The sequence below is a fragment of the Streptomyces sp. NPDC002265 genome (assembly GCF_040296125.1).
In the GTDB taxonomy this organism is placed as follows: Bacteria; Actinomycetota; Actinomycetes; order Streptomycetales; family Streptomycetaceae; genus Streptomyces.
This window is the reverse complement of sequence record NZ_JBEOWS010000183.1, coordinates 1-19,248: the sequence shown is the minus strand read 5'-3', so window position 1 is coordinate 19,248 and position 19,248 is coordinate 1. Positions and strand designations below refer to the sequence as shown.

General features: G+C 72.8%; 18 protein-coding genes. 5 read left to right on the top strand and 13 right to left on the bottom strand.

Going from position 1 to position 19,248, the window contains the following annotated elements:
* Positions 1-36 precede the first annotated feature (36 nt).
* The 9 genes from ABT085_RS27815 to rimP form a co-directional block, all read right to left on the bottom strand.
* Entirely contained in the window at positions 37-996 is a 960-nt protein-coding gene (locus tag ABT085_RS27815; protein WP_351613530.1) for a bifunctional riboflavin kinase/FAD synthetase, read from the bottom strand.
* Positions 997-1,047: 51 nt separating this feature from the next.
* Positions 1,048-4,440 (bottom strand): trypsin-like peptidase domain-containing protein, encoded by a 3,393-nt coding sequence (locus tag ABT085_RS27810; protein ID WP_351613527.1) that lies wholly within the window; start codon positions 4,438-4,440, stop codon positions 1,048-1,050.
* Between the two features lie 257 nt (positions 4,441-4,697).
* Entirely contained in the window at positions 4,698-5,603 is a 906-nt protein-coding gene (gene truB, locus ABT085_RS27805) for a tRNA pseudouridine(55) synthase TruB (RefSeq protein WP_351613524.1), read from the bottom strand.
* Complete coding sequence (gene rbfA / locus ABT085_RS27800) at positions 5,603-6,064, bottom strand: 30S ribosome-binding factor RbfA (RefSeq protein ID WP_351613521.1); 462 nt, start codon at positions 6,062-6,064, stop codon at positions 5,603-5,605. Before rbfA ends, truB begins: the two co-directional genes overlap by 1 nt.
* A gap of 39 nt (positions 6,065-6,103) precedes the next feature.
* Entirely contained in the window at positions 6,104-6,397 is a 294-nt protein-coding gene (locus ABT085_RS27795) for a DUF503 domain-containing protein (RefSeq protein WP_351613518.1), read from the bottom strand.
* Between the two features lie 189 nt (positions 6,398-6,586).
* Positions 6,587-9,700, bottom strand: coding sequence for a translation initiation factor IF-2 (gene infB / locus ABT085_RS27790; protein WP_351613515.1), 3,114 nt, complete (start codon positions 9,698-9,700; stop codon positions 6,587-6,589).
* Positions 9,701-9,862: 162 nt separating this feature from the next.
* Entirely contained in the window at positions 9,863-10,144 is a 282-nt protein-coding gene (locus ABT085_RS27785; protein ID WP_351613512.1) for a YlxR family protein, read from the bottom strand.
* Positions 10,145-10,256: 112 nt separating this feature from the next.
* Positions 10,257-11,243 (bottom strand): transcription termination factor NusA, encoded by a 987-nt coding sequence (gene nusA, locus ABT085_RS27780; protein WP_351613509.1) that lies wholly within the window; start codon positions 11,241-11,243, stop codon positions 10,257-10,259.
* A gap of 2 nt (positions 11,244-11,245) precedes the next feature.
* Complete coding sequence (gene rimP / locus ABT085_RS27775; protein ID WP_351613506.1) at positions 11,246-11,755, bottom strand: ribosome maturation factor RimP; 510 nt, start codon at positions 11,753-11,755, stop codon at positions 11,246-11,248.
* 207 nt (positions 11,756-11,962) lie between these two features.
* Here rimP and ABT085_RS27770 point away from each other — a divergent pair, with 207 nt between their 5' ends.
* The 3 genes from ABT085_RS27770 to ABT085_RS27760 are packed head-to-tail and all read left to right on the top strand — an operon-like array spanning position 11,963 to position 14,035.
* Positions 11,963-12,571, top strand: a complete 609-nt coding sequence (locus tag ABT085_RS27770; RefSeq protein WP_351613504.1) for a hypothetical protein — start codon at positions 11,963-11,965, stop codon at positions 12,569-12,571.
* Positions 12,568-13,098 (top strand): ferritin-like domain-containing protein, encoded by a 531-nt coding sequence (locus tag ABT085_RS27765; protein ID WP_351613501.1) that lies wholly within the window; start codon positions 12,568-12,570, stop codon positions 13,096-13,098. Before ABT085_RS27770 ends, ABT085_RS27765 begins: the two co-directional genes overlap by 4 nt.
* A 28-nt stretch (positions 13,099-13,126) precedes the next feature.
* Positions 13,127-14,035 carry an aminoglycoside phosphotransferase family protein gene (locus tag ABT085_RS27760; protein ID WP_351613498.1) on the top strand — a complete coding sequence of 303 codons (909 nt, stop codon included), beginning with the start codon at positions 13,127-13,129 and terminating at the stop codon, positions 14,033-14,035.
* A 442-nt stretch (positions 14,036-14,477) separates the two neighbouring features.
* On the opposite strand, the gene ABT085_RS27755 is transcribed toward ABT085_RS27760, so the two are convergent.
* The 4 genes from ABT085_RS27755 to ABT085_RS27740 are packed head-to-tail and all read right to left on the bottom strand — an operon-like array spanning position 14,478 to position 17,765.
* The gene (locus ABT085_RS27755) at positions 14,478-15,068 is read right to left on the bottom strand and encodes a hypothetical protein (RefSeq protein ID WP_351613496.1); all 591 of its coding nucleotides are present in this window, start codon (positions 15,066-15,068) and stop codon (positions 14,478-14,480) included.
* Positions 15,069-15,097: 29 nt separating this feature from the next.
* The gene (locus ABT085_RS27750) at positions 15,098-15,652 is read right to left on the bottom strand and encodes a WhiB family transcriptional regulator (RefSeq protein WP_351613493.1); all 555 of its coding nucleotides are present in this window, start codon (positions 15,650-15,652) and stop codon (positions 15,098-15,100) included.
* On the bottom strand, positions 15,649-17,178 hold the full coding sequence (locus tag ABT085_RS27745; RefSeq protein WP_351613491.1) for a BN159_2729 family protein: 1,530 nt from the start codon (positions 17,176-17,178) through the stop codon (positions 15,649-15,651). The genes ABT085_RS27750 and ABT085_RS27745 overlap by 4 nt, the downstream gene beginning before the upstream one ends.
* The gene (locus ABT085_RS27740) at positions 17,175-17,765 is read right to left on the bottom strand and encodes a sigma-70 family RNA polymerase sigma factor (RefSeq protein ID WP_351613488.1); all 591 of its coding nucleotides are present in this window, start codon (positions 17,763-17,765) and stop codon (positions 17,175-17,177) included. Before ABT085_RS27740 ends, ABT085_RS27745 begins: the two co-directional genes overlap by 4 nt.
* Positions 17,766-18,244: 479 nt before the next feature.
* Here ABT085_RS27740 and ABT085_RS27735 point away from each other — a divergent pair, with 479 nt between their 5' ends.
* A complete protein-coding gene (locus tag ABT085_RS27735; RefSeq protein ID WP_351613485.1) occupies positions 18,245-18,667 on the top strand; it encodes a helix-turn-helix domain-containing protein in 423 nt (140 codons plus the stop codon).
* Between the two features lie 192 nt (positions 18,668-18,859).
* Complete coding sequence (locus ABT085_RS27730; protein ID WP_351613482.1) at positions 18,860-19,108, top strand: hypothetical protein; 249 nt, start codon at positions 18,860-18,862, stop codon at positions 19,106-19,108.
* Positions 19,109-19,248 lie beyond the last annotated feature (140 nt).

Genomic DNA, 19,248 nt, shown 5'->3' with positions numbered 1-19,248 from the left:
GCCGCCCTTCGGCGTCGTACGAGCGGATCCGGCCGGCTAGTCGGCGGTGGTCCCCGCCGCCTCCACCAGCTCGCGGCAGCGCTTCACGTCCTCGGCCATCTGCTCCAGGAACGCCTCCAGCGAATCGAACTTCGCCTGTCCGCGGACGTAGGCCAGGAAGTCGACGGCGACGTGCAGGCCGTACAGGTCCAGGCCGACCCGGTCGATGGCGTACGCCTCCACCGTGCGCTCCGTACCGTCGAACTGCGGGTTCGTGCCGACGGAGATGGCGGCCGGCATGGCCTCGCCGTCCGCGTGCAGCCACCCGGCGTAGACGCCGTCGGCCGGGATCGCGGTGTGCGGCAGCGTCTCGACGTTCGCCGTGGGGAAGCCCAGCTCGCGGCCGCGCTGCGCGCCGCGGACGACCACGCCCTCCACGCGGTGCGGGCGGCCGAGGATCTCGTGGGCGCCCTCGACGTCACCGCCGGCCACCAGACGCCGGGTCAGGGTGGAGGAGAACGGCTCGCCGCCGCCCGCCGCACCGCTCACGTACAGGTCGACGACCTCGACCTCGAAGTCGTAGACCCGGCCCTGTTCGGTGAGGAACTCCACGTTGCCCGCGGCCTTGTGGCCGAAGCGGAAGTTCGGGCCCTCGACGACCGCCTTGGCGTGCAGCTTGTCGACCAGGACCTTGACGACGAAGTCGGCCGGCGACAGCTTCGAGAACTCCTTGGTGAACGGCAGGATCAGCACCGCGTCCACGCCCAGGCCCGCCATCAGCTCGGCACGGCGGTGGTGCGGGGCCAGCAGCGGCGGGTGGCTGCCGGGGCGGACCACCTCGCTGGGGTGCGGGTCGAAGGTGACGACGACGGACGGCACGCCCAGCTCACGGGCGCGCTCCACGGCATGGCTGATGATCAGCTGGTGGCCCCGGTGAACTCCGTCGTAGGAGCCGATGGTGACGACGCTGCGCCCCCAGTCCTCGGGGATGTCCTCCAAGCCACGCCAGCGCTGCACTGTGACCGCTCCTTGTCGAACCTGTGTTTGTTGCCTGCCTTATGCGCAGGTCTAAGGGTGCCATGCCGAGTGCTCTCGCCCCGCATCGGCATGGGGGCTGTGACAGGGCGCACTCTCCGGGCCACGGCCGCGGACCCTCGGTACGGGGTCCTGACCACGGCGGCGGTCGGCGCGTGCCGTCACCCGCGCGGCCGTCGCGGTCCGGGCTTCCACCGCCTCCTCCAGCACGGCCGCGACCCGGCCCGCCAGGGCGGGCGTGGTGACACCGGCAAGGGTACGCAGTGCCTCGCCCGCGTCGGCTCTGCGCAGCCGCGCCCGGAAGGCGGCGAGGACCGGTTCGGTGTGGGTGGCGAGGGCGGGGACCAGCGCGCTCGGCGGAAGCTGCGGATCGGCCGCGGCGAAGTGCCTCAGCGCCCGCGGGAGGTGCCGGGACCGGGTGCGCGGATCGCGTACGAGGAGGGCGAGGGCCGCACCGTGCACGGTGCAGTCGGTGGGGCGGGCGAGCAGGTCGAGGGCCAGGTGTCGCAGAAGTTCGTGGTCGGCGTCGGAGCGGGTGTGCGGGGCGGCGCGCAGTCCGTACGTCACCGCCGCCAGCCGCCGGGCCGGTCGCTCGTCGCGTGCCCAGCGGTCGACGGCCCGGCACAGGGCGGACGGCTCGTCCTCGGCGAGGACGGCGAGGAGTTCGCCGGCCCGCCGGTGCGGGCTCTCGACCAGGCGTTCCGCCAGGTCGTCCAGGGCGCGGTGCCGGTGGGTGTGCAGCAGCGCCTGCGCTGCCGTGGCGACGGTCGCGTGCGGGGTGGCGGGCAGCGGCCGCTCGTCGTCGAACCAGCGCATGAGGTGCGGCTGTACGGCAGCGGGGTCGGCAGCCAGCAGTTCGGCGGCCGCGTCGAGGTAGCGGGGCGGGCCGGTGTCGTACGGGGCGGCGTCGGCGAGGACGAGGCGGCGCAGCAGGTCGAGGCGGCCGGCGCCGGGCAGCGCGAGGCCGGTCCAGAAGGCGGGGCCGAACTCGGCGGGCGAGGGCCGCTGCTCTCGGCGCCGGGCGACGATCAGCTCGGTGAGCAGGCGCAGGACGCCGGTGTACGGGGTCGCGTCCGGCACCCGTCGCAGTACCTCGGCGAGCAGCCGGGCCGCCCACCAGGAGTGCGGGTCGGCGTCCAGGGCGTGGACCAGTTCCGCCAGGCGGACGGCGAGCCGGGGGCTGCCGTGCTGGCGGGCGACCAGGAGCAGGGCCTGGACGACGGGGCCGATGCGGTGCGGCGGCACCGGCAGCGCGCGCCCGTCCCGCGGGCCGTGGACCAGGACGCGCAGCGCCTCGTCCAGGTCGAGGTGCATGCCCTGGATCCAGTCGGCGAGCTCCTCGTGGGCGAAGCGGTAGCCGTCTCCGGCGGGGACGAGGAGGCCCTCGGCGAGGACGGCGCAGGCCCAGCCGGTGCCGCCGCCGAGCCGTGCCGGGGCGGTGCCCCGGGGGAAGAACGTCTCGAACGACGCGCGGTCCAGTTCGCCCTGGCCGGGTCCGAGGCTGCGCCGGGCCGCCAGGTGGACCTGGCCGGAGACCTTGGCGGCGAGCCGTCGTACCGCGGTGCCGCGCAGGCCGCTCCCGGCGGCGAGGCGGACGGCGATCCGCAGGCACATGAGATCGAGGTGGGCGGCGAGGACGTCGTCTCCGTCCAGCGGGGTGTCGGGGGCTTCGGGGACGGCGGCCCGGACCTCTGACAGCAGGCGCAGGGTGAGGGGGTGGCGGGCGTGCGGCTCGGCGAGGACCGGACCGGGGATGCCGTAGCGCTCGCGGGCGAGCCTGGCCTCGTCCTCGGTCAGGTCCCCGAGGTGCACGCAGGGCGGCAGGGTGCCGTCGGGATCCGCGGCCGGGCCCGGGCCGCCGTGCAGCAGCTCGCGCGGGAACGCGGCCCCCGCGTGCTCCCAGTACTCCGCCCGGCAGCCCACCACCAGGCGCGCTCCGCACTCCCGCAGCCAGTGCGCCGTGCCCGTCGTCCAGTCGGGCAGACGGTGGGCGAGGGCGGGCGGCATCTCCTCCGGGCCGTCGAGCAGGAGCAGCAGGGGGCGGCCCGCGGTGCGGGCGATCCGGGCCAGGCGTTCGGGGGTGATGTCGCCGAGGTCGGCGGGGTGGGCCGGGTCGTTGGCGGCCACGACACGGGCGGCGCGGACGAGTGCCCGGCGGGCGGCGTCGGCGACGGAGCCGTCGTCCTCCCTGAGATCGGCGCCGCGCAGCCACAGGGTGGGGGCCGGGCGTGCGCCCCGGTGACGGCGGGCGGCGAGCGCCGCGAGTTCCGTCGTACGGCCGCTGCCGGGGGCGCCGACGAGGGCGAGGACGGCGGCCGGACCGGTGGCGAAGGCCGCGAACTCCCTTGCCGGCGCAGTCCGTTCGACTGGTTCGACTGATTCGACGGGTTCGACGGGTTCGACGACCGGCCGCCGACCTGCCGGCACTGGACCCGCCGGACCCTGCACCGCCGAACCCGGCCCTGCGGCACCCGACCCTGCGGAGCCCGGATCAGCGGAACGGAGGGCTAGCAAGACCGGATCAGTCGAACGCAGGTCCGGCGAGCCCGGGTCCGACGGGTCGATGCGGCCGGTCCGGTCGTTCCGGCCGGTCCGGTCGGTCCGGTCGTTCCGGCCGGTCCGGTCGGTGAGGGTGCCGGGTGGGCCGTCCGAGCCGACGGAGGCGGCGGTGAGTTCCAGCACGCCGGCCAGGTTGAGGTCGGCGCCGTAGGCGGGCACCGTCTCGGCGTTGCGGGCGAGCAGGTCGGTGAGCCGGTCGGTGTCGGCTTGCGGGGTGCGGCCCGCTCGGGCGGCGGCGCTCGTCCGGGGTGGCAGCGGGACGGCGAACCCGGTGGCGCGGTGGCCGCAGTGGAGGGCGGTGCCGACGACACCGACGACGGCACCGGTCGCCGCGTCGAGCACCGGTCCGCCGGCCGCTCCACCGCCGGGGCGCAGGGCGTCCCGGCCCGCTGTGCCGATCGCCAACTCCATGACGTCGTCGAGGAGATGGGAGCGGTCCGTGGCCGTGTACGTCACCGGGGTCCGGCCCAGGACCCGCGCCTGGCGCCAGCAGCCCGCGTTGACACGGACGTAGGTGCCGGGCCCGATGGCGTCGCGCACGGTGACGGGCAGCGGCTCGACGCCGAGCCGCTCGGTGCGTACGAGGGCCAGGCCGAGGGCGGGCAGCGCGGTCACGGCGTCGGCGGTCACGACGCGGGCGCGGTCGGCGGCCGTACGCAGCACCAGGTGGGGCAGTCCGTCGACCGCCTCGTGGCTGGTGATCATCGTGCCGAGGCGGTCCGCGAGGAATCCCGTGCCGCGGGGGCGGCCGGCCGGATCCTGGATGCGGACGAGGAAGCGGTCGGCGGTCCAGGTGTCGCCGACGGCCCCTGTGCCGTGCGGTGCGCCGTGGGCGCCGCACGCACCCGGGCCGCCCTGTCCCGCCATGGTCGTACCTCCCCGCCCTGCGCGCGTGACCTCGGTTCGACCGTAGGCGCGCGATGATCGGCGGGACAGATCGCGAGGTGAACGCGCCCCCTCAGCTCCCTCCGTTCACTCCGAGCGCCTGCCCGGACGGGTGAATGGAGCGGGGGCGGTGGATACACCCTAGGGGTGGGGGAACCGAGGGGGGACCGTGGAGCGGCGGCAGTGGAGGACCCCGTGCTCGCCGCTCCACGGGCACCATGTCGCGGTGCCCGCCGGCGTCAGCCGAAGACGGCCAGGCTCTTGGCCTTGCCCCGGTGGGCCTCGACCAGAGCCAGGAAGCGGCCCTCGGGGTCGAACACGGCGACGGCGCCGCGGCCTTCGTACTCGTCGGGCATCTCCAGGCGCACCCCGTTGAGGAGCAGCCGTCCCCGCTTGGCGTCCACGTTCCAGCGCGGGAAGGCGGCCGTGGCCGCGTCGGTGATCGGCATCACCGCCAGTTCCTGCTGGTGCTGCTCCAGGGTCCGCGCCGCGTCCAGCTTGTACGGGCCGACGCGGGTGCGGCGCAGGGCGGTCAGATGACCGCCGACGCCGAGGTCGGCGCCCAGGTCGCGGGCGAGGGCACGGATGTAGGTGCCGGACGAGCAGACCACCGACACCACCAGGTCCTTGACCGGGGTGCCGTTCTCGGCGACGGCGTCACGGACGTCGTACACGGTGAAGGAGGAGATGGTGACCGGGCGGGCCGGGATCTCGAACTCCTCGCCCTCGCGCGCCCGCTTGTACGAGCGCACGCCGTTGATCTTGATGGCGCTGACCTTGGACGGCACCTGCATGATGTCGCCGCTCAGCTTGGCGACACCGGCGTCGACGGCGTCCCGGGTGATCGCGGAGGCGTCGGTGGAGGAGGTGATCTCTCCCTCGGCGTCGTCGGTGAGCGTGTTCTGCCCGAGCCGGACGGTGCCCAGATACTCCTTCTCGGTCAGGGCCAGATGCCCCAGGAGCTTGGTGGCCCGCTCGACGCCGAGGACGAGCACACCGGTCGCCATGGGGTCGAGGGTGCCGGCGTGGCCGACGCGCCGGGTCCGGGCGATCCCGCGCATCTTGGCGACCACGTCGTGCGAGGTGAAGCCCGACGGCTTGTCGACGATGACCAGGCCGTCGGGCGTCTTGTGCTTCTCGGTCATTACGGGGCGTCGCCGTCCGTCTCGACGGTCTCGTCCTCGTCGCCCGGCTTGCGGTACGGGTCGGCTTCGCCCGCGAAGCTGGCGCCCGCGGAGACCTCGCGGACCTTCGCGTCCGAGGCCCGTGCCTTGTCGAGCAGGTCCTCGATGGTCTTGGCGGTGTCCGGCAGGGCGTCCGCCACGAAGGTCAGGGTCGGCGTGAACTTCACGCCCGCCGCCGCGCCCACCGCGGAGCGCAGCACGCCCTTGGCGCTCTCCAGGCCCGCGGCGGCCGCGGCCCGCTCCTCGTCGTCCCCGTACACCGTGTAGAAGACGGTCGCCTCCCGCAGATCACCCGTGACCCGGGTGTCCGTGATGGTGACATACGAGCCGAGCCGCGGGTCCTTGATCCCGCGCTGCAGCTTCTGGGCCACCACCTCTCGGATGAGGTCCGCCAGCCTCTTAGCCCGCGCGTTGTCGGCCACTGGTCCGTCTCCCGTTCTTTCCTGATCTGAGTTCTTGGGTCAGTCGTCTTCGCCGTGCAGGCGCCGTCGTACCGACAGCAGCTCCACCTCGGGGCGTCCGGCGACCAGCCGTTCGCACCGGTCCAGTACGTCGTTGAGATGGCCGACGTCCCCGGACACCATCGCGAGGCCGATGCCGGCCCGGCGGTGCAGGTCCATATGGTCCACCTCGGCGGCGCTCACCGCGTACTTCCGCTGGAGCTCGGCGACGATCGGGCGGACGACGGAGCGCTTCTCCTTCAGCGACCGAACGTCGCCGAGGAGCAGGTCGAAGGACAGAGTCCCTACGTACATGTGTACCCGGTTCACCCGCCGGTACGGGATCGATGGCCCCGCCATCCACTGGGCAGGGACATCAAGAACGGTACAACGAACGGGCCGGGTACTCGACGGGATTGTTCGCCCGCCGCCCCTGCCCGTCCCCCGGAACACGCCGAGGCGGCCGGCGGGAAAGATTCCCGCCGGCCACCTCGGGCCAGGGTGTTACACCCGCGGCTTCTCGCGCATCTCGTACGTCGCGATGACGTCGTCGACCTTGATGTCGTTGAAGTTGCCGAGGTTGATACCACCCTCGTAGCCTTCGCGGATCTCGGTGACGTCGTCCTTGAAGCGACGCAGGCCCTCGATGTTGAGGTTCTCCGCGACCACCTTGCCGTCGCGGATGAGTCGGGCCTTGGTGTTCCGCTTGACCTCTCCGGAGCGGATGAGGACACCGGCGATGTTGCCCAGCTTGGACGACTTGAAGACCTCGCGGATCTCCGCCGTACCGAGCTCGACCTCCTCGTACTCCGGCTTCAGCATGCCCTTCAGGGCCGCCTCGATCTCCTCGATCGCCTGGTAGATGACCGAGTAGTAGCGGACGTCCACGCCCTCGCGCTCGGCCATCTGCGCCGCGCGGCCGGCCGCACGGACGTTGAAGCCGATCACGATGGCGTCCGAGCCCATCGCCAGGTCGATGTCCGACTCCGTGACCGCACCGACACCGCGGTGCAGGACGCGGATGTCGACCTCTTCGCCGACGTCCAGCTGGAGCAGGGACGACTCGAGCGCCTCGACGGAACCGGAAGCGTCACCCTTGATGATCAGGTTCAGCTGCTGGATCTCGCCGGCCTTGAGCACCTTGTCCAGGTCCTCGAGGGAGACGCGGCGCGTGCGCTTGGCGAAGGCCGCGTTGCGCTCGCGGGCCGCACGCTTCTCGGCGATCTGGCGAGCCGTGCGGTCCTCGTCGACGACGAGGAAGTTGTCGCCCGCACCCGGGACGTTGGTCAGGCCCAGGACCTGGACCGGCGTCGACGGGCCCGCCTCGGCGACGTTGTTGCCGTTGTCGTCGAGCATGGCGCGCACTCGGCCGTAGGCGTCGCCCACGACCATCGTGTCGCCGACCCGCAGGGTGCCTCGCTGGACGAGGACCGTGGAGACGGCACCGCGGCCGCGGTCGAGCCGGGACTCGATCGAGATGCCCTGCGCGTCCTGGTGCGGGTTGGCACGCAGGTCGAGCGAGGCGTCCGCGGTGAGGATGACGGCCTCCAGCAGGGAGTCGATGTGCAGACCCTGCTTGGCGGAGATGTCGACGAACATGGTGTCGCCGCCGTACTCCTCGGCCACCAGACCGTACTCGGTGAGCTGACCGCGCACCTTGGTCGGGTCGGCACCCTCGACGTCGATCTTGTTGACCGCGACGACGATCGGGACGTCGGCCGCCTTGGCGTGGTTGAGCGCCTCGACCGTCTGCGGCATGACGCCGTCGTTGGCCGCGACGACGAGGATCGCGATGTCCGTCGACCGGGCACCACGGGCACGCATGGCGGTGAACGCCTCGTGACCCGGGGTGTCGATGAAGGTGATCTTGCGCTCTTCGTCGTTGACCTCGGTCGCGACCTGGTAGGCACCGATGTGCTGGGTGATGCCGCCGGCCTCGCCCGCGATGACGTTCGTCTTGCGGATGGCGTCGAGCAGTCGGGTCTTGCCGTGGTCGACGTGACCCATGACGGTGACGACCGGCGGACGGACCACGAGGTCCTCCTCGCCGCCCTCGTCCTCGCCGAACTCGATGTCGAAGGACTCGAGCAGCTCGCGGTCCTCCTCCTCCGGGCTGACGATCTGAACCGTGTAGTTCATCTCGCCGGCGAGGAGCTGGAGCGTCTCGTCGGAGACGGACTGCGTGGCCGTGACCATCTCGCCGAGGTTCATCATGACCGCGACGAGCGACGCCGGGTTGGCGTTGATCTTCTCCGCGAAGTCGGTGAGGGAGGCACCGCGCGACAGGCGAATGGCTTCGCCGTTGCCGCGAGGCAGCATCACGCCGCCGACCGACGGGGCCTGCATGGCCTCGTACTCCTGGCGCCTCTGCCGCTTCGACTTGCGACCGCGACGCGCGGGACCGCCGGGACGGCCGAAGGCGCCCTGCGTGCCACCACGGCCACCGGGACCACCGGGACGACCGCCGAAGCCGGGACGGCCACCGCCGCCACCGAAACCGCCGCCGCCACCGGCGCCGGGGGCACCGCCACCGGGACGGCCGGCGAAGCCGCCGCCACCACCGGGACGACCGGCACCGCCGCCACCGCCCGGACGGCCGGCGAAGCCGCCGCCCGCGGGACGGCCGGCGCCGCCGGGACGACCCGCACCGCCCGGACCGCGGCCACCGGGGCCACCGCCGGGACGCGGGCCGGCAGCGGGACGCTGCGGCATCATGCCGGGGTTCGGACGCGGACCCGCGGGACCGCCACCGGGACGGGGACCGCCGCCCTGCGGACGGGGCATACCGGCCGGCGACGGACGGGAACCGCCCGGAGCCTGCGGACGCGGACCGCCGCCCTGGGCGCCGGGCGCCTGCGGACGGGGACCGGCGCCGGGGGCACCGGGGCCGCCGGGACGCGCGCCCTGCGGACGCGGCGCCTGCGGACGCGCCATGCCGGTGGAACCACCGGAGGTGAAGGGGTTGTTGCCCGGACGGGGACCGGCCGGACGGGCACCCGGACGCGGGGCCTGACCACCGGGGCGCGGGGCGCCACGGTCGGGACGGTCGGAACGGGGAGCCTGGCCCTGACCCTGGCCGGGACCACCCTGACGGGCACCGGGCTTCGGGCCGCCGGGGCCCGGACGGGCACCGGGGCGCGGACCCTGACCCTGGCCCTGGGAGGCGGCCGGAGCGGCCGGCGCGGCCGGGGCCGACGGCGGAGCGGTGAACTCCGGGGTCGTGGGGGCAGCCGGGGCCGGACGCGGCGCGGGCTTGGGGCCCGGCACCGGACGCGGGCCGGAGACAGCCGGCGCGGAGGCCGACGGAGCCGCCGGGGCCGCGGGCTGCGGGGCCACGGGGGGCTTGGGGGCGACCGGCGGCTTCGGAGCAGCCGGACGAGCCGTCTGCGCCGGGGAGGGCGCGCCGGGCTTGGGAGCCGCCTTGCGCGGGGCGGGACGGCCGGCGGACTTGCCGCTGCCACCACCCTGGAAGGCGTCTGTCAGTTTGCGTACTACGGGCGCCTCGATCGTCGAGGACGCCGATCGGACGAATTCACCGAGTTCCTGGAGCTTGGCCATGACGACCTTGCTCTCCACACCGAACTCCTTGGCGAGTTCGTATACCCGGACCTTAGCCACTTCGCTCCTTTTAGGTCCGGGTTGCGGCCGGACCGTCGCTACTTCATGGGCGTACTCATCGCGTGCTCATCGAGTGCTCATCGCAATCTCGACCTACTTCCAACTCGCGGGGTACCTGGGCCGCGCGGAGGTCCGCGCGACGCTTCTTACGGTGTTGCCTGCTCAGCAACGTTCTGTCTGCTCCACGTACTGGCGCAACACCTTTACGTCGAGCGGGCCCGGGACGCGCAGCGCCCTCGGGAACGCCCGGCGGCGTACCGCCAGGTCGAGACAGACCGGGACGGGATGTACATACGCACCCCGGCCGGGCAGCGTACCGCGAGGATCGGGGACGCAGGCGTCCCCGGCCGCCACGATGCGCAGCAGATCGGTCTTGGCCGCTCGCTCCCGGCACCCCACACAGGTGCGTTCAGGGCATACGCGGGCTCGCGTCCGGCCAGACACTGCTAAGTCTACCTCCCCGCACCGACCTCACCCCTTTGGGGCAAAAATCGAACGGTTGTTGTCGTGATCCAAGCAACAAAGGCCGGGATCTATTCCCACTCCCGGGGGAGCGCTACTCGGACACCTGCTCGGTGTCCGGCCGGATGTCGATACGCCAGCCGGTGAGCCGGGCCGCGAGACGGGCGTTCTGCCCTTCCTTGCCGATCGCCAGCGACAGCTGGTAGTCGGGCACGGTCACCCGCGCGGACCGGGTCGAGAGGTCCACGACCTCGACCTTGTTCACCCGCGCCGGGGAGAGCGCGTTGCCCACCATCTCGGCCGGGTCGTCCGACCAGTCGACGATGTCGATCTTCTCGCCGTTCAGTTCGGCCATCACGTTGCGCACCCGGCCGCCCATCGGGCCGATGCAGGCGCCCTTGGCGTTCAGGCCCGAACGGGTGGACCGCACCGCGATCTTGGTGCGGTGACCGGCCTCGCGCGCGATGGCGGCGATCTCGACGGAACCGTCGGCGATCTCCGGCACCTCCAGCGCGAAGAGCTTCTTCACCAGGTTGGGGTGCGTGCGCGAGAGGGTCACGGACGGACCGCGGACACCCTTCGCCACCCGGACGACGTACGACCGCAGCCGCATCCCGTGCGGGTAGGTCTCGCCCGGCACCTGCTCCTGCACCGGCAGGATCGCCTCCAGCTTGCCGATGTCGACCAGCACGTTCTTCGGGTCACGGCCCTGCTGCACCACACCGGTGACGATGTCGCCCTCACGGCCGGCGTACTCGCCGAGCGTCGCGTCGTCCTCGGCGTCGCGCAGGCGCTGCAGGATCACCTGCTTGGCCGTGGTGGCGGCGATACGGCCGAAGCCGGACGGGGTGTCGTCGAACTCGCGGGGCTCCTGGCCCTCTTCGAGGTCCTCGGGGTCCTCCTTCGCCCACACGGTCACATGCCCGGTCTCCCGGTTGAGCTCCACGCGCGCGTGACGGCGGCTTCCCTCGGTGCGGTGGTAGGCGATGAGGAGGGCCGACTCGATCGCCTCGACCAGCAGGTCGAAGGAGATCTCCTTCTCCCGCACCAAGCCCCGCAGGGCGCTCATGTCGATGTCCACGGCTACGCCTCCTCCTCTTCCTTCATGTCCTTGCTGTCCTTGCGGTTGAACTCGACCTGCACCCGGGCCTTGGCGATCTCGTCGAAGGCGAGCCTGCGGGAGGTGGCCTTGCGGCCCTTCACTCCGGGCACCTCGACGTCGAGACCTGCCTCGTCGACCGTCAGGATCCGGGCGGTCAGTTCGCCGCCCTCGGTGAGCTGGAACCTCACCAGGCGGTCCTGAGCACGCACGTAGTGGCGGTGCTCGCTGAGGGCGCGCTCCGCGCCCGGGGTTCCGACCTCGAGGGTGTACTCGCCCTCGCCCATCGCGTCCGTCTCGTCGAGCTTCGCCGAGAGCGCGCGGCTCACATCGGCGATCCGGTCCAGATCCGCCCCTGTGTCGGAGTCGACGACGACGCTCAGCACCCGCTTGCGGCCCACGGAGTCCACAGTGATCTCTTCGAGATCGAGGCCCTGGGAGGTCACGAGCGGTTCCAGTAGTTCTCGCAGCCTCTCGCTCTGAGTGGTGCTCATCCGGGTGACTCCTCGGCCGCGTGTGCTGTTGTGGGATGGGGCGTGTGTCTGCTCAAAGGGTATCCGGTCGCAGGGAGTGTTGCCGTCCACCTGCGCCTGGAGCGGTGCCGATGAGTGATGCCGGGCGGGCACGCGGGTACCGTGATCACCGGCGGGGCCGCCCTCCCCGTCCGTGTGTTCGCACAAGCCCCCCTGAGGACGTCTGCCGTGCCGTACTTCCCGCCACCGCGCACCCCCTCGGGGCCGCGCAGAAGATCCCTGCTCGCCTCCACCGCCGGGGCCGCCCTCCTTGTGGGCTGCTCCCCCGCCCGTGAGGAGTCCGAGGAGACCGCGAGCCGCGGCCCGTCGGTCACCGAACGGGCCCGGGCACGTGCGGCACAGGACAGCACGGGGATCGTCGAGCGATACGACCTGGTGATCGCCGCGTATCCGGCGCTGGCGAAGCGGCTGGAGCCGCTTCGGGCCGAGACGCTCCGGCATGTGACGGCGTTCGGGGGCGTCAAGGCGAAGCCGTCCGCCACGCCGTCCGCCGCCGGGTCCGCCACCGGCTCCTCCGGTACGGCCTCCCCGGCGTCCGCGCCCGACGGGCCGGCTTCGGCCGGGTCGACGCCTTCCACGTCGGCCTCCTCCGGGACGGCCGCGGCACCGGGGAGCCGGAAGGAGGCGCTCACCGGGCTGGCCGCGGCCGAACGGGCGCTGGCGGACCAGCGCGCGAAGGCGCTGCTGGACGTGCCGGGCGAACTGGCCCGGCTGCTGGCCTCGGTGGCGGCGGCCGGGGCCGCACACGCGTATCTGCTGACGGAGGGGACCAAGTGAGCGGGGCGAAAACTCCGGAACTGGAGGCGTTGCAGGCCGTGCTGGCGGCCGAGCACGCGGCGGTGTACGGGTACGGCGTCGTCGGCGGGCGGGTCGCCGAGGAACGGCGCGCGGAGGCGCAGACGGCGTACGACGCACACCGGGCCCGCCGGGACGCGCTGGTGCGCAAGGTCCGTGACCTGGGCGGCGATCCGGTCGCGGCGAGCGCCGCGTACGCCCTGCCGTTCCCCGTGGCGGACTCCGCCGCGGCCGTGCGGCTCGCCGCCGAACTGGAGGAACGGGTGGCCGGGGTGTACTCCGACCTGGTGCGGGCGAGCGAGGGCGGACAGCGCGGCGAGGCGGCCGGGGCGCTGCGCGAGGCGGCGGTCCGCGCGGTGCGCTGGCGCGGCGGGAGCGTAGCCTTCCCTGGTCTCGCCGAGTTGGCGGGTACCGGTGCGACCGCGGAGACGAGTGCGGGTGCGAGCGCCGCCGCGGGTGCTGATTCGACGGTGACGCCGGCCCCGGCCTCGGCAACACCGACGGCGTGACCCTGGAGCGGAAGGAATCGACTCGCGCATGGCTTTCGAACCGCCGCAGCGTCTGGTGCGGGCGCTCGGCGAGACGGCACCGAACGGTGACGCCTGGCTGGAGAGGCTGCCCGAGGCGGCCGGGCAGGCCGTCGCGCTACGCGAGTTGACCGTGGAGCGGGTCCAGCTGCCGGGCGGCCGGAGCAGTCTGGTGGTGCTGGTGCGACGGGCCGACGGAACGCCCGCCGTGCTGAAGCTGGCCCCGGGCCGGGCCCGGCCGGAGAGCGAACGGGCCGCACTGGCGCACTGGGGTGGCCTGGGCGCCGTACAACTGCTCGAAGACGTCCGCACGGAGGGTGTGCTCCTGCTGGAGCGGTTGCACCCGGACGTCTCGGTGCGGTCGCTGCCCGAGGCGAAGGCCCTGCTGGAGGCGGCGGGCACGCTGCGCAGGCTGTGGGTCGAACCGCCGGGCGGCGCGGCCGGGCACGTCTTCGAGACCGTGGACGAGCGGACCGGCCGGCAGGCCGAGGCGATGGCGGCGAGCGCGGCGGCCGATCCCGAACTGGCCCCGCTCGTCGAGGTCGCGCTCGCGGTCCGCGCGGAACTGCTGGCGGCACCTCCCGAGCACCGGCTGCTGCACGGCACCTTCCGGCAGAGCAAGGTGCTGGCGGGCGAGCGGATGCCGTGGCTGGCCGTGGGGCCGGACCCGGTGGTCGGCGAGTGCGCGTTCGACCTGGCCCGGCTGGTACGGGACCGGGTGGAGGACCTGATCGCCTCTCCGTCGGGGTCGTCGACGACCCGGCGGCGGGTGAAGCGGCTGGCGGAGTCGCTGGAGGTGGACCAGGAACGGCTGCGCGGCTGGACCCTGTTCCGGGCGGTGGAGTCCGGGGTACGGGCACGCCGCGTGGGCCGGACCGCGGACGCGGAACTGCTGCTGGAGTTCGCGAGCTGGCTGTAACGGCCCGGCGAACGAACCGGACACGAGACAGCCGACGCAACCGGGCGCGGGACTACGGGCAGAACCGAGCCCGGGACCGGGCCCGCAGAGCCGCGGGCAGAGCCGAACTCGGGGCCGGGCGCGGGCTCGGGGCCCGGGCCGTACTCGGGGCCCGGGCCGGACTCGGGGCCAAGCGCGAGGCCGAGTCGGCACGACAGACCGAACCCGAGGCTCGGCCCGGCGCAGAACCGCGGGCGGAACCGGGCGCAGAGCCAAGCGCGAGGCCGGGCGCGAAGCCGGGCGACGGCATGGCAGGCGGGGCGCGGGGGTGCGGGAGTTGGCGGCGGGGCAGCGCTCCCCTGCTGGAGGTCCCCCGCAGGGGAGCGCTGGTCCGGCCGACGTGCCTCCCGAGCCTGCCAACCGGAGTTCCGCGGGGGCCCGCAGGCCGTCCCGTGCGGCGGTGTCAGTGCTCGGCGGGCCGCGCCGACGCCTCTTTCTCGACGGGGACGGCGAACAGGGTTCCCTCGATGGCCAGCAGTCTGGTGTGACTGCGGATGTGCGCGGCCTGTTCCAGGGCGCCGGGGCCGTCCCGTTGCAGCGGTCCCGTGCTGCGCTCGGTGTACGGGACGTGTCCGAACAGCGGGAGGTCCTTGGGGAGAAGGTGCCAGCACAACTGCCGCTCCCCGGCCACGAGCCGCAGCAGGTGTGTGCCGTCCCCTCCGATGCCGACGGCCGGGGTGATGACCGCGCTCGACGGATGCAGTGCCGCCAGCCAGGCGAGGAGGTGCGCGCGTTCGGAGGCGACGCGGCTCAGCTCCCGCTCGAAGGAGTCGGCGTGGTGCTGCCAGCGGGCCAGCTCCTGTCGGCAGCTGTCCAGATCGACGGAAGGGTGCTCCGGTGGCTCGGTCTCCGGCCGGGAGGCACGCCCGCGCGGCCTGAGGAGACGGAGCAGGGCGGCCGTGCGGCCGGCGGGACGGTCGGCTCGAAAGCGGCGGGCGCGGGAGCCGCCGGCCACGGGCTCTTCGGGCAGCGGGCCCGTCGAAGGTGCGGACATGAAGTACTCCGGTGGCGGTGAACGAGGAATCACTTCCGGGGCGGACTGCCGGGAGTCCCGGCCGCGTCCGGTACACGGTCGCGGCCCCGGGCGTCTTCGTTCCAGCCACGGGTGGAGCCGGTGCGCCGGTAACGGCCGGCGCTGCGCGCATTGGCGAGGCGGCAGGCCTCGTCGACGGTCTCGCGCAGGCGCAGATGCCGTTGGTAGGCCGCCCGGGTCCCGCACGGGGCGGGCTGCCCTCGCCGTGCACCGACCGGGGCGCGGCCGGCCTTCAGGTCGGCGGACGGCCGTGGCCGCGCCGGGTCCGACTGCCTTTCCAGGGCATAGCGCTGAGGACCGGTCAGGCCGGCGATGACACCGCTGCGATGACACTTGGGCAGTCCCTTCTCGCGTTTGAGGACGGCGGCCCGGCAGTGGGCCAGCACGGGGCAGGCCGCGCAGATGGCCACGGCCCTGGACGAGGAGCGGCGGGAGAACCAGAGTTCCGCGTCCTGGTGGCGACAGGCTGCGCTCGACTCCCAGGCCCGTGTTCCCTCCGCTCCCCCTCCGGAGCCGGTCGGCCCCCTCGACCGACCGGCACTCATCGGGCCGGCCTCGCCGGGCCGGCCGCCGGAGCCGACGGGACGAGCGGTTCGCGCGGTTCGGCCCAGGACGGCTGGGCCCGATCGGGCAGCCGCACCGGTTCCGGCGGCGGCTCGGACTGCGGTGCCGACGGCGGCTCCGGCTGCGGTTCGGGCTGCGCCGCCAGGTGCGGGTGCGGAGCCGGCCGGTCCGACGTCGTCCGCGGGTCCGGCAGGTTCGGTACCGTCCGTACGTCCGCCCGCGCGTGCACCCGCGCGTCGTGCGGGTCCGGGACGGTCCGCGGGTCCGGCAGGTCCGTCATCACCCGTGGCCGCGGCACGTCCGACCACCGGCCCGCCGCGGGCAGGTTCAGCGCCGCCCACGGTCCGTGCGCCTCGGGCCGTACGTCCGCCCTCGGCACCGCCGCCATCCAGGCCCCCGCCTCCGGCGACCGGGTCCCCGACGCCTGCGGCAGCGCCCCCGCCCGGGGCACGTCCGCCTTCCACGACTCCTGGGCCCGCGACCACACCTCGGGCTCCGCCGGCTGCGACGGTTCGGCCGCCGCCCACGGCCCCGGTGTCACCGACGACCGCGTCTCGGCCCCGGCCGCCGTCTCCGGGTCCGGCACCGCCGACATCGCCGGCCTGTCCGATCCCGCCCACGCTCCCTGCGCGTCCGCCATGACGCGCGGTTCCGGCAGGTTCGGCAGCACTCGCGGTACGGCCGTGTGCGGCGCCGCCGCCTGCGCCGATGCCCGGGGCAGCGCCACCGGTTCGGGCAGCACCGCCACCTCGGGCAGTCCCGGCGGGTTCGGTGCCGGGTTCGCGGTGACGCCCTCGTCGTCGGCCCGTACCGGCGACAACGGCCCCAGATACGCCACCACATTGGCCAGGGAGCACCGCTCGGGCCGGCCGTCGAGGGACATCAGGGGCATCCCGTCGCTTCTTCGACGGCCCTGGAAGTACCAGATGTCGCCGTACGCGTCGCGCTGCGGTAAGGCGAGGTCGTAGAGGGTCTCGCCGATCCGGAAGGGCCGCTTCTCCTCACCGTCCGTCGCCCCCTGCGACGCCGTGGACGCACCGAGGGCCACCACCGTCACCCGGACGCCGTCGTACTCTCCTTCACCGGTCAGCGTGTGGGGATCGGTCCGTTCGCCGACGACCGTGATGCCGAAGTACGTACGCCAGCGCGCCCATTCGGCGGGGCCGTCGACGCGCAGCAGGACCCGGACCCGGTCGCCCTCGACCCGGATGGCGTGGGGGCCGGGGTGGTCGTCGAGATGCCGCTCGATGTCCTGGGCGACCTGCTGCGCACGCCCGCAGGCGGCGTCCCAGTTCAGGGCCTGCTGTTCGAGTTCGGTGACCGGCCGGCCGGTGCGCGACCAGCCGCCTTCCGGTGTCCGGTACAGCACCACGCCGAAGGAGCGCTCGGGGTCGACGAGGAGGCAGGCCGAGTCGAGGGCGTGCGCGAGGGCCGACGCCTGTTCGGTGCGGACGGTCGCCAGCACCGTACGGATCACGCGCGCGGCGTGGGGGACGTTTCTGTTCACACTGCCACCGCCCCGGCTGTCCAGCGCAGTTTCTGGAGTGCCCGATGGGTCAGGGCCTTCACGGCACCGACACTGCGTCCCATTGCCACGGCCGTCTCCTGGGGTGTCAGCTCGTCGAGGAAGCGCAGTTGGACGCAGTGCCGCTGCTGGGCGTTGAGCGTGTGCAGGGCGGTGCGGACGGTCTCGTGGGCCTCGACGGCCTCCAGCTCGCGCAGGGCGAGCGACTCGGGGCCGCGGCCGGGCTCCTGCGGGTCCAGGAACTCGGCGACGGGAGTCTCCAACCGGGTGCGGCCGCGGCCGAGTTCGTCCAGATAAAGGTTCTTCGCAATGGTGATCAGCCAGGCGGCGAACGCCGTGCCCTGCCAGGTGAACGCGTCGATACGGCGCAGCGCGCGGGTGAACACCTCTTGCGTCAGGTCCTCGGCCAGGTGCCGGTTGCGCGTGCGGATGAGCAGGAAGCTGTAGACCAGGCGGTAGTGCTCGTAGTACAGCGTGGCGAACGCCTCCCGGTCGCCCGCGCGGGCCCGGGCGACCAACTCGGGCTCCGGACCGTCCGGAGCGTGGGTGACGTTGTTCAGTGCGGACACAGTGGGTACTCCCGTCGACGTCGTCGGTGCGGAGCGAAGGCTCTCCGCATCTTCAATATTCATGTAGATGTAGATTCCTTCGGCGAGCGAACGTCCGGTCGCCCCACTCCGCGACGGAGCAGGGTGGCCGATGCCGTAAGTGCCTGGGGTATTTCACGTGCCGTCCTGCAACTCCGCTGCACAGGGGCGCCGGATAAACGCCCTGCAGATCCCACGGAAAGGGCGCCGGGCACCCGTCTCCACCGGGAGTCGGTGACCCGCCTCCGGAGTTATCTACAGTCTTCACGTAGATGCATACAGTGTCAAGTTATGTACGGAGAGCAAGGGGAAGCAGTAAATCCGCGAGACGCCATAGGGGGAGCACGGGGGCGCACTAATAGGTGGCTGGGCCAGCAATGCTCCGGCGTGCCCCAAGAGCCTGAATTGCCGGTCTGCGATCTACTTGCGCTTGTAGATATTGATGACCGATCCTCTGAGGCGTGACGAACCAGCAGAGCCGCCCAGGAGAACCAAAAGCCGGCGACGATCCGGCACGCCGGGACGTGGACCTGGCAACTCTCCTCGAACGCCTTCTGTCGCAGGCTCCGGGCAAGACCCAGAAGGACCTGGCATCAGAGGCCGGCATCTCGTATCCGACCCTCAACGCATGGATGAACCGGACCCGCGGCACCTCCCGCATCGACCCGGAGAAGCTTCGAGCCATGGTCGACGTATTCAGGCGCTGGGGTGTGCGGACCACGCCCAGGGAGTTCTTCGAGGCGGTCGGCCGCCCCGCACCCGGTCCGAGCGGGGACGAACGGGAGGCGCGGCTCCTCAAGCTGTACAGGCAATTGCCAGAGGCACGTCAGCGCGCGCTCCTGAAGGACGCCGAGGCGATGCTGCAGGTTAGTCGTATTACCTGAGGTCAACGGCACCATGCCGGGGTTCCGGGCCCGACACACCGATGTGCCGGCCCGCGCGCAAGACCATCCACGCCCCGCAGATGAATATGACCGAAACTCCCCCCAGCCAAGACAGCCGTCGGTACCATCAGTCAGCCGCTGACCTCCCGGAGCGGATCACTTCTGTTGTTGTGCATCCCTGGGGAGACAGTTGTGTGCATCCACATTTCATTGGCGGATAATCTGCCAAAAATCGCGGTCTGGGACCCTGACGAGGTCAGCATCCAGGTCGCCAGAGGCTTCCAGTTGAGTGATGTGCTCCGGGAAGTACGAGACATCCTCATGATCGACCTGGGCGCTCCGGCTTCACGGGGCAGCCTGTTGCGATGCTTCTGCGGTATGCGGGTGGAGCTTCCGCACGAGCTCGCCCCCTGCGGCCTCCTCACGGCCGAGGTCTGCTGATCCCTCGTCGATCCGCCCGTGCCGCAGTCGGTGCAGGGCGGCGACCGGACGTTCGGCGGCAGCCCGACGAGCACGCGATGTGTGCTGTCAAGGGTGAATTGCGCCGCCGCGGCGGCCGGTGTCGTCGACAGACGGCCGTT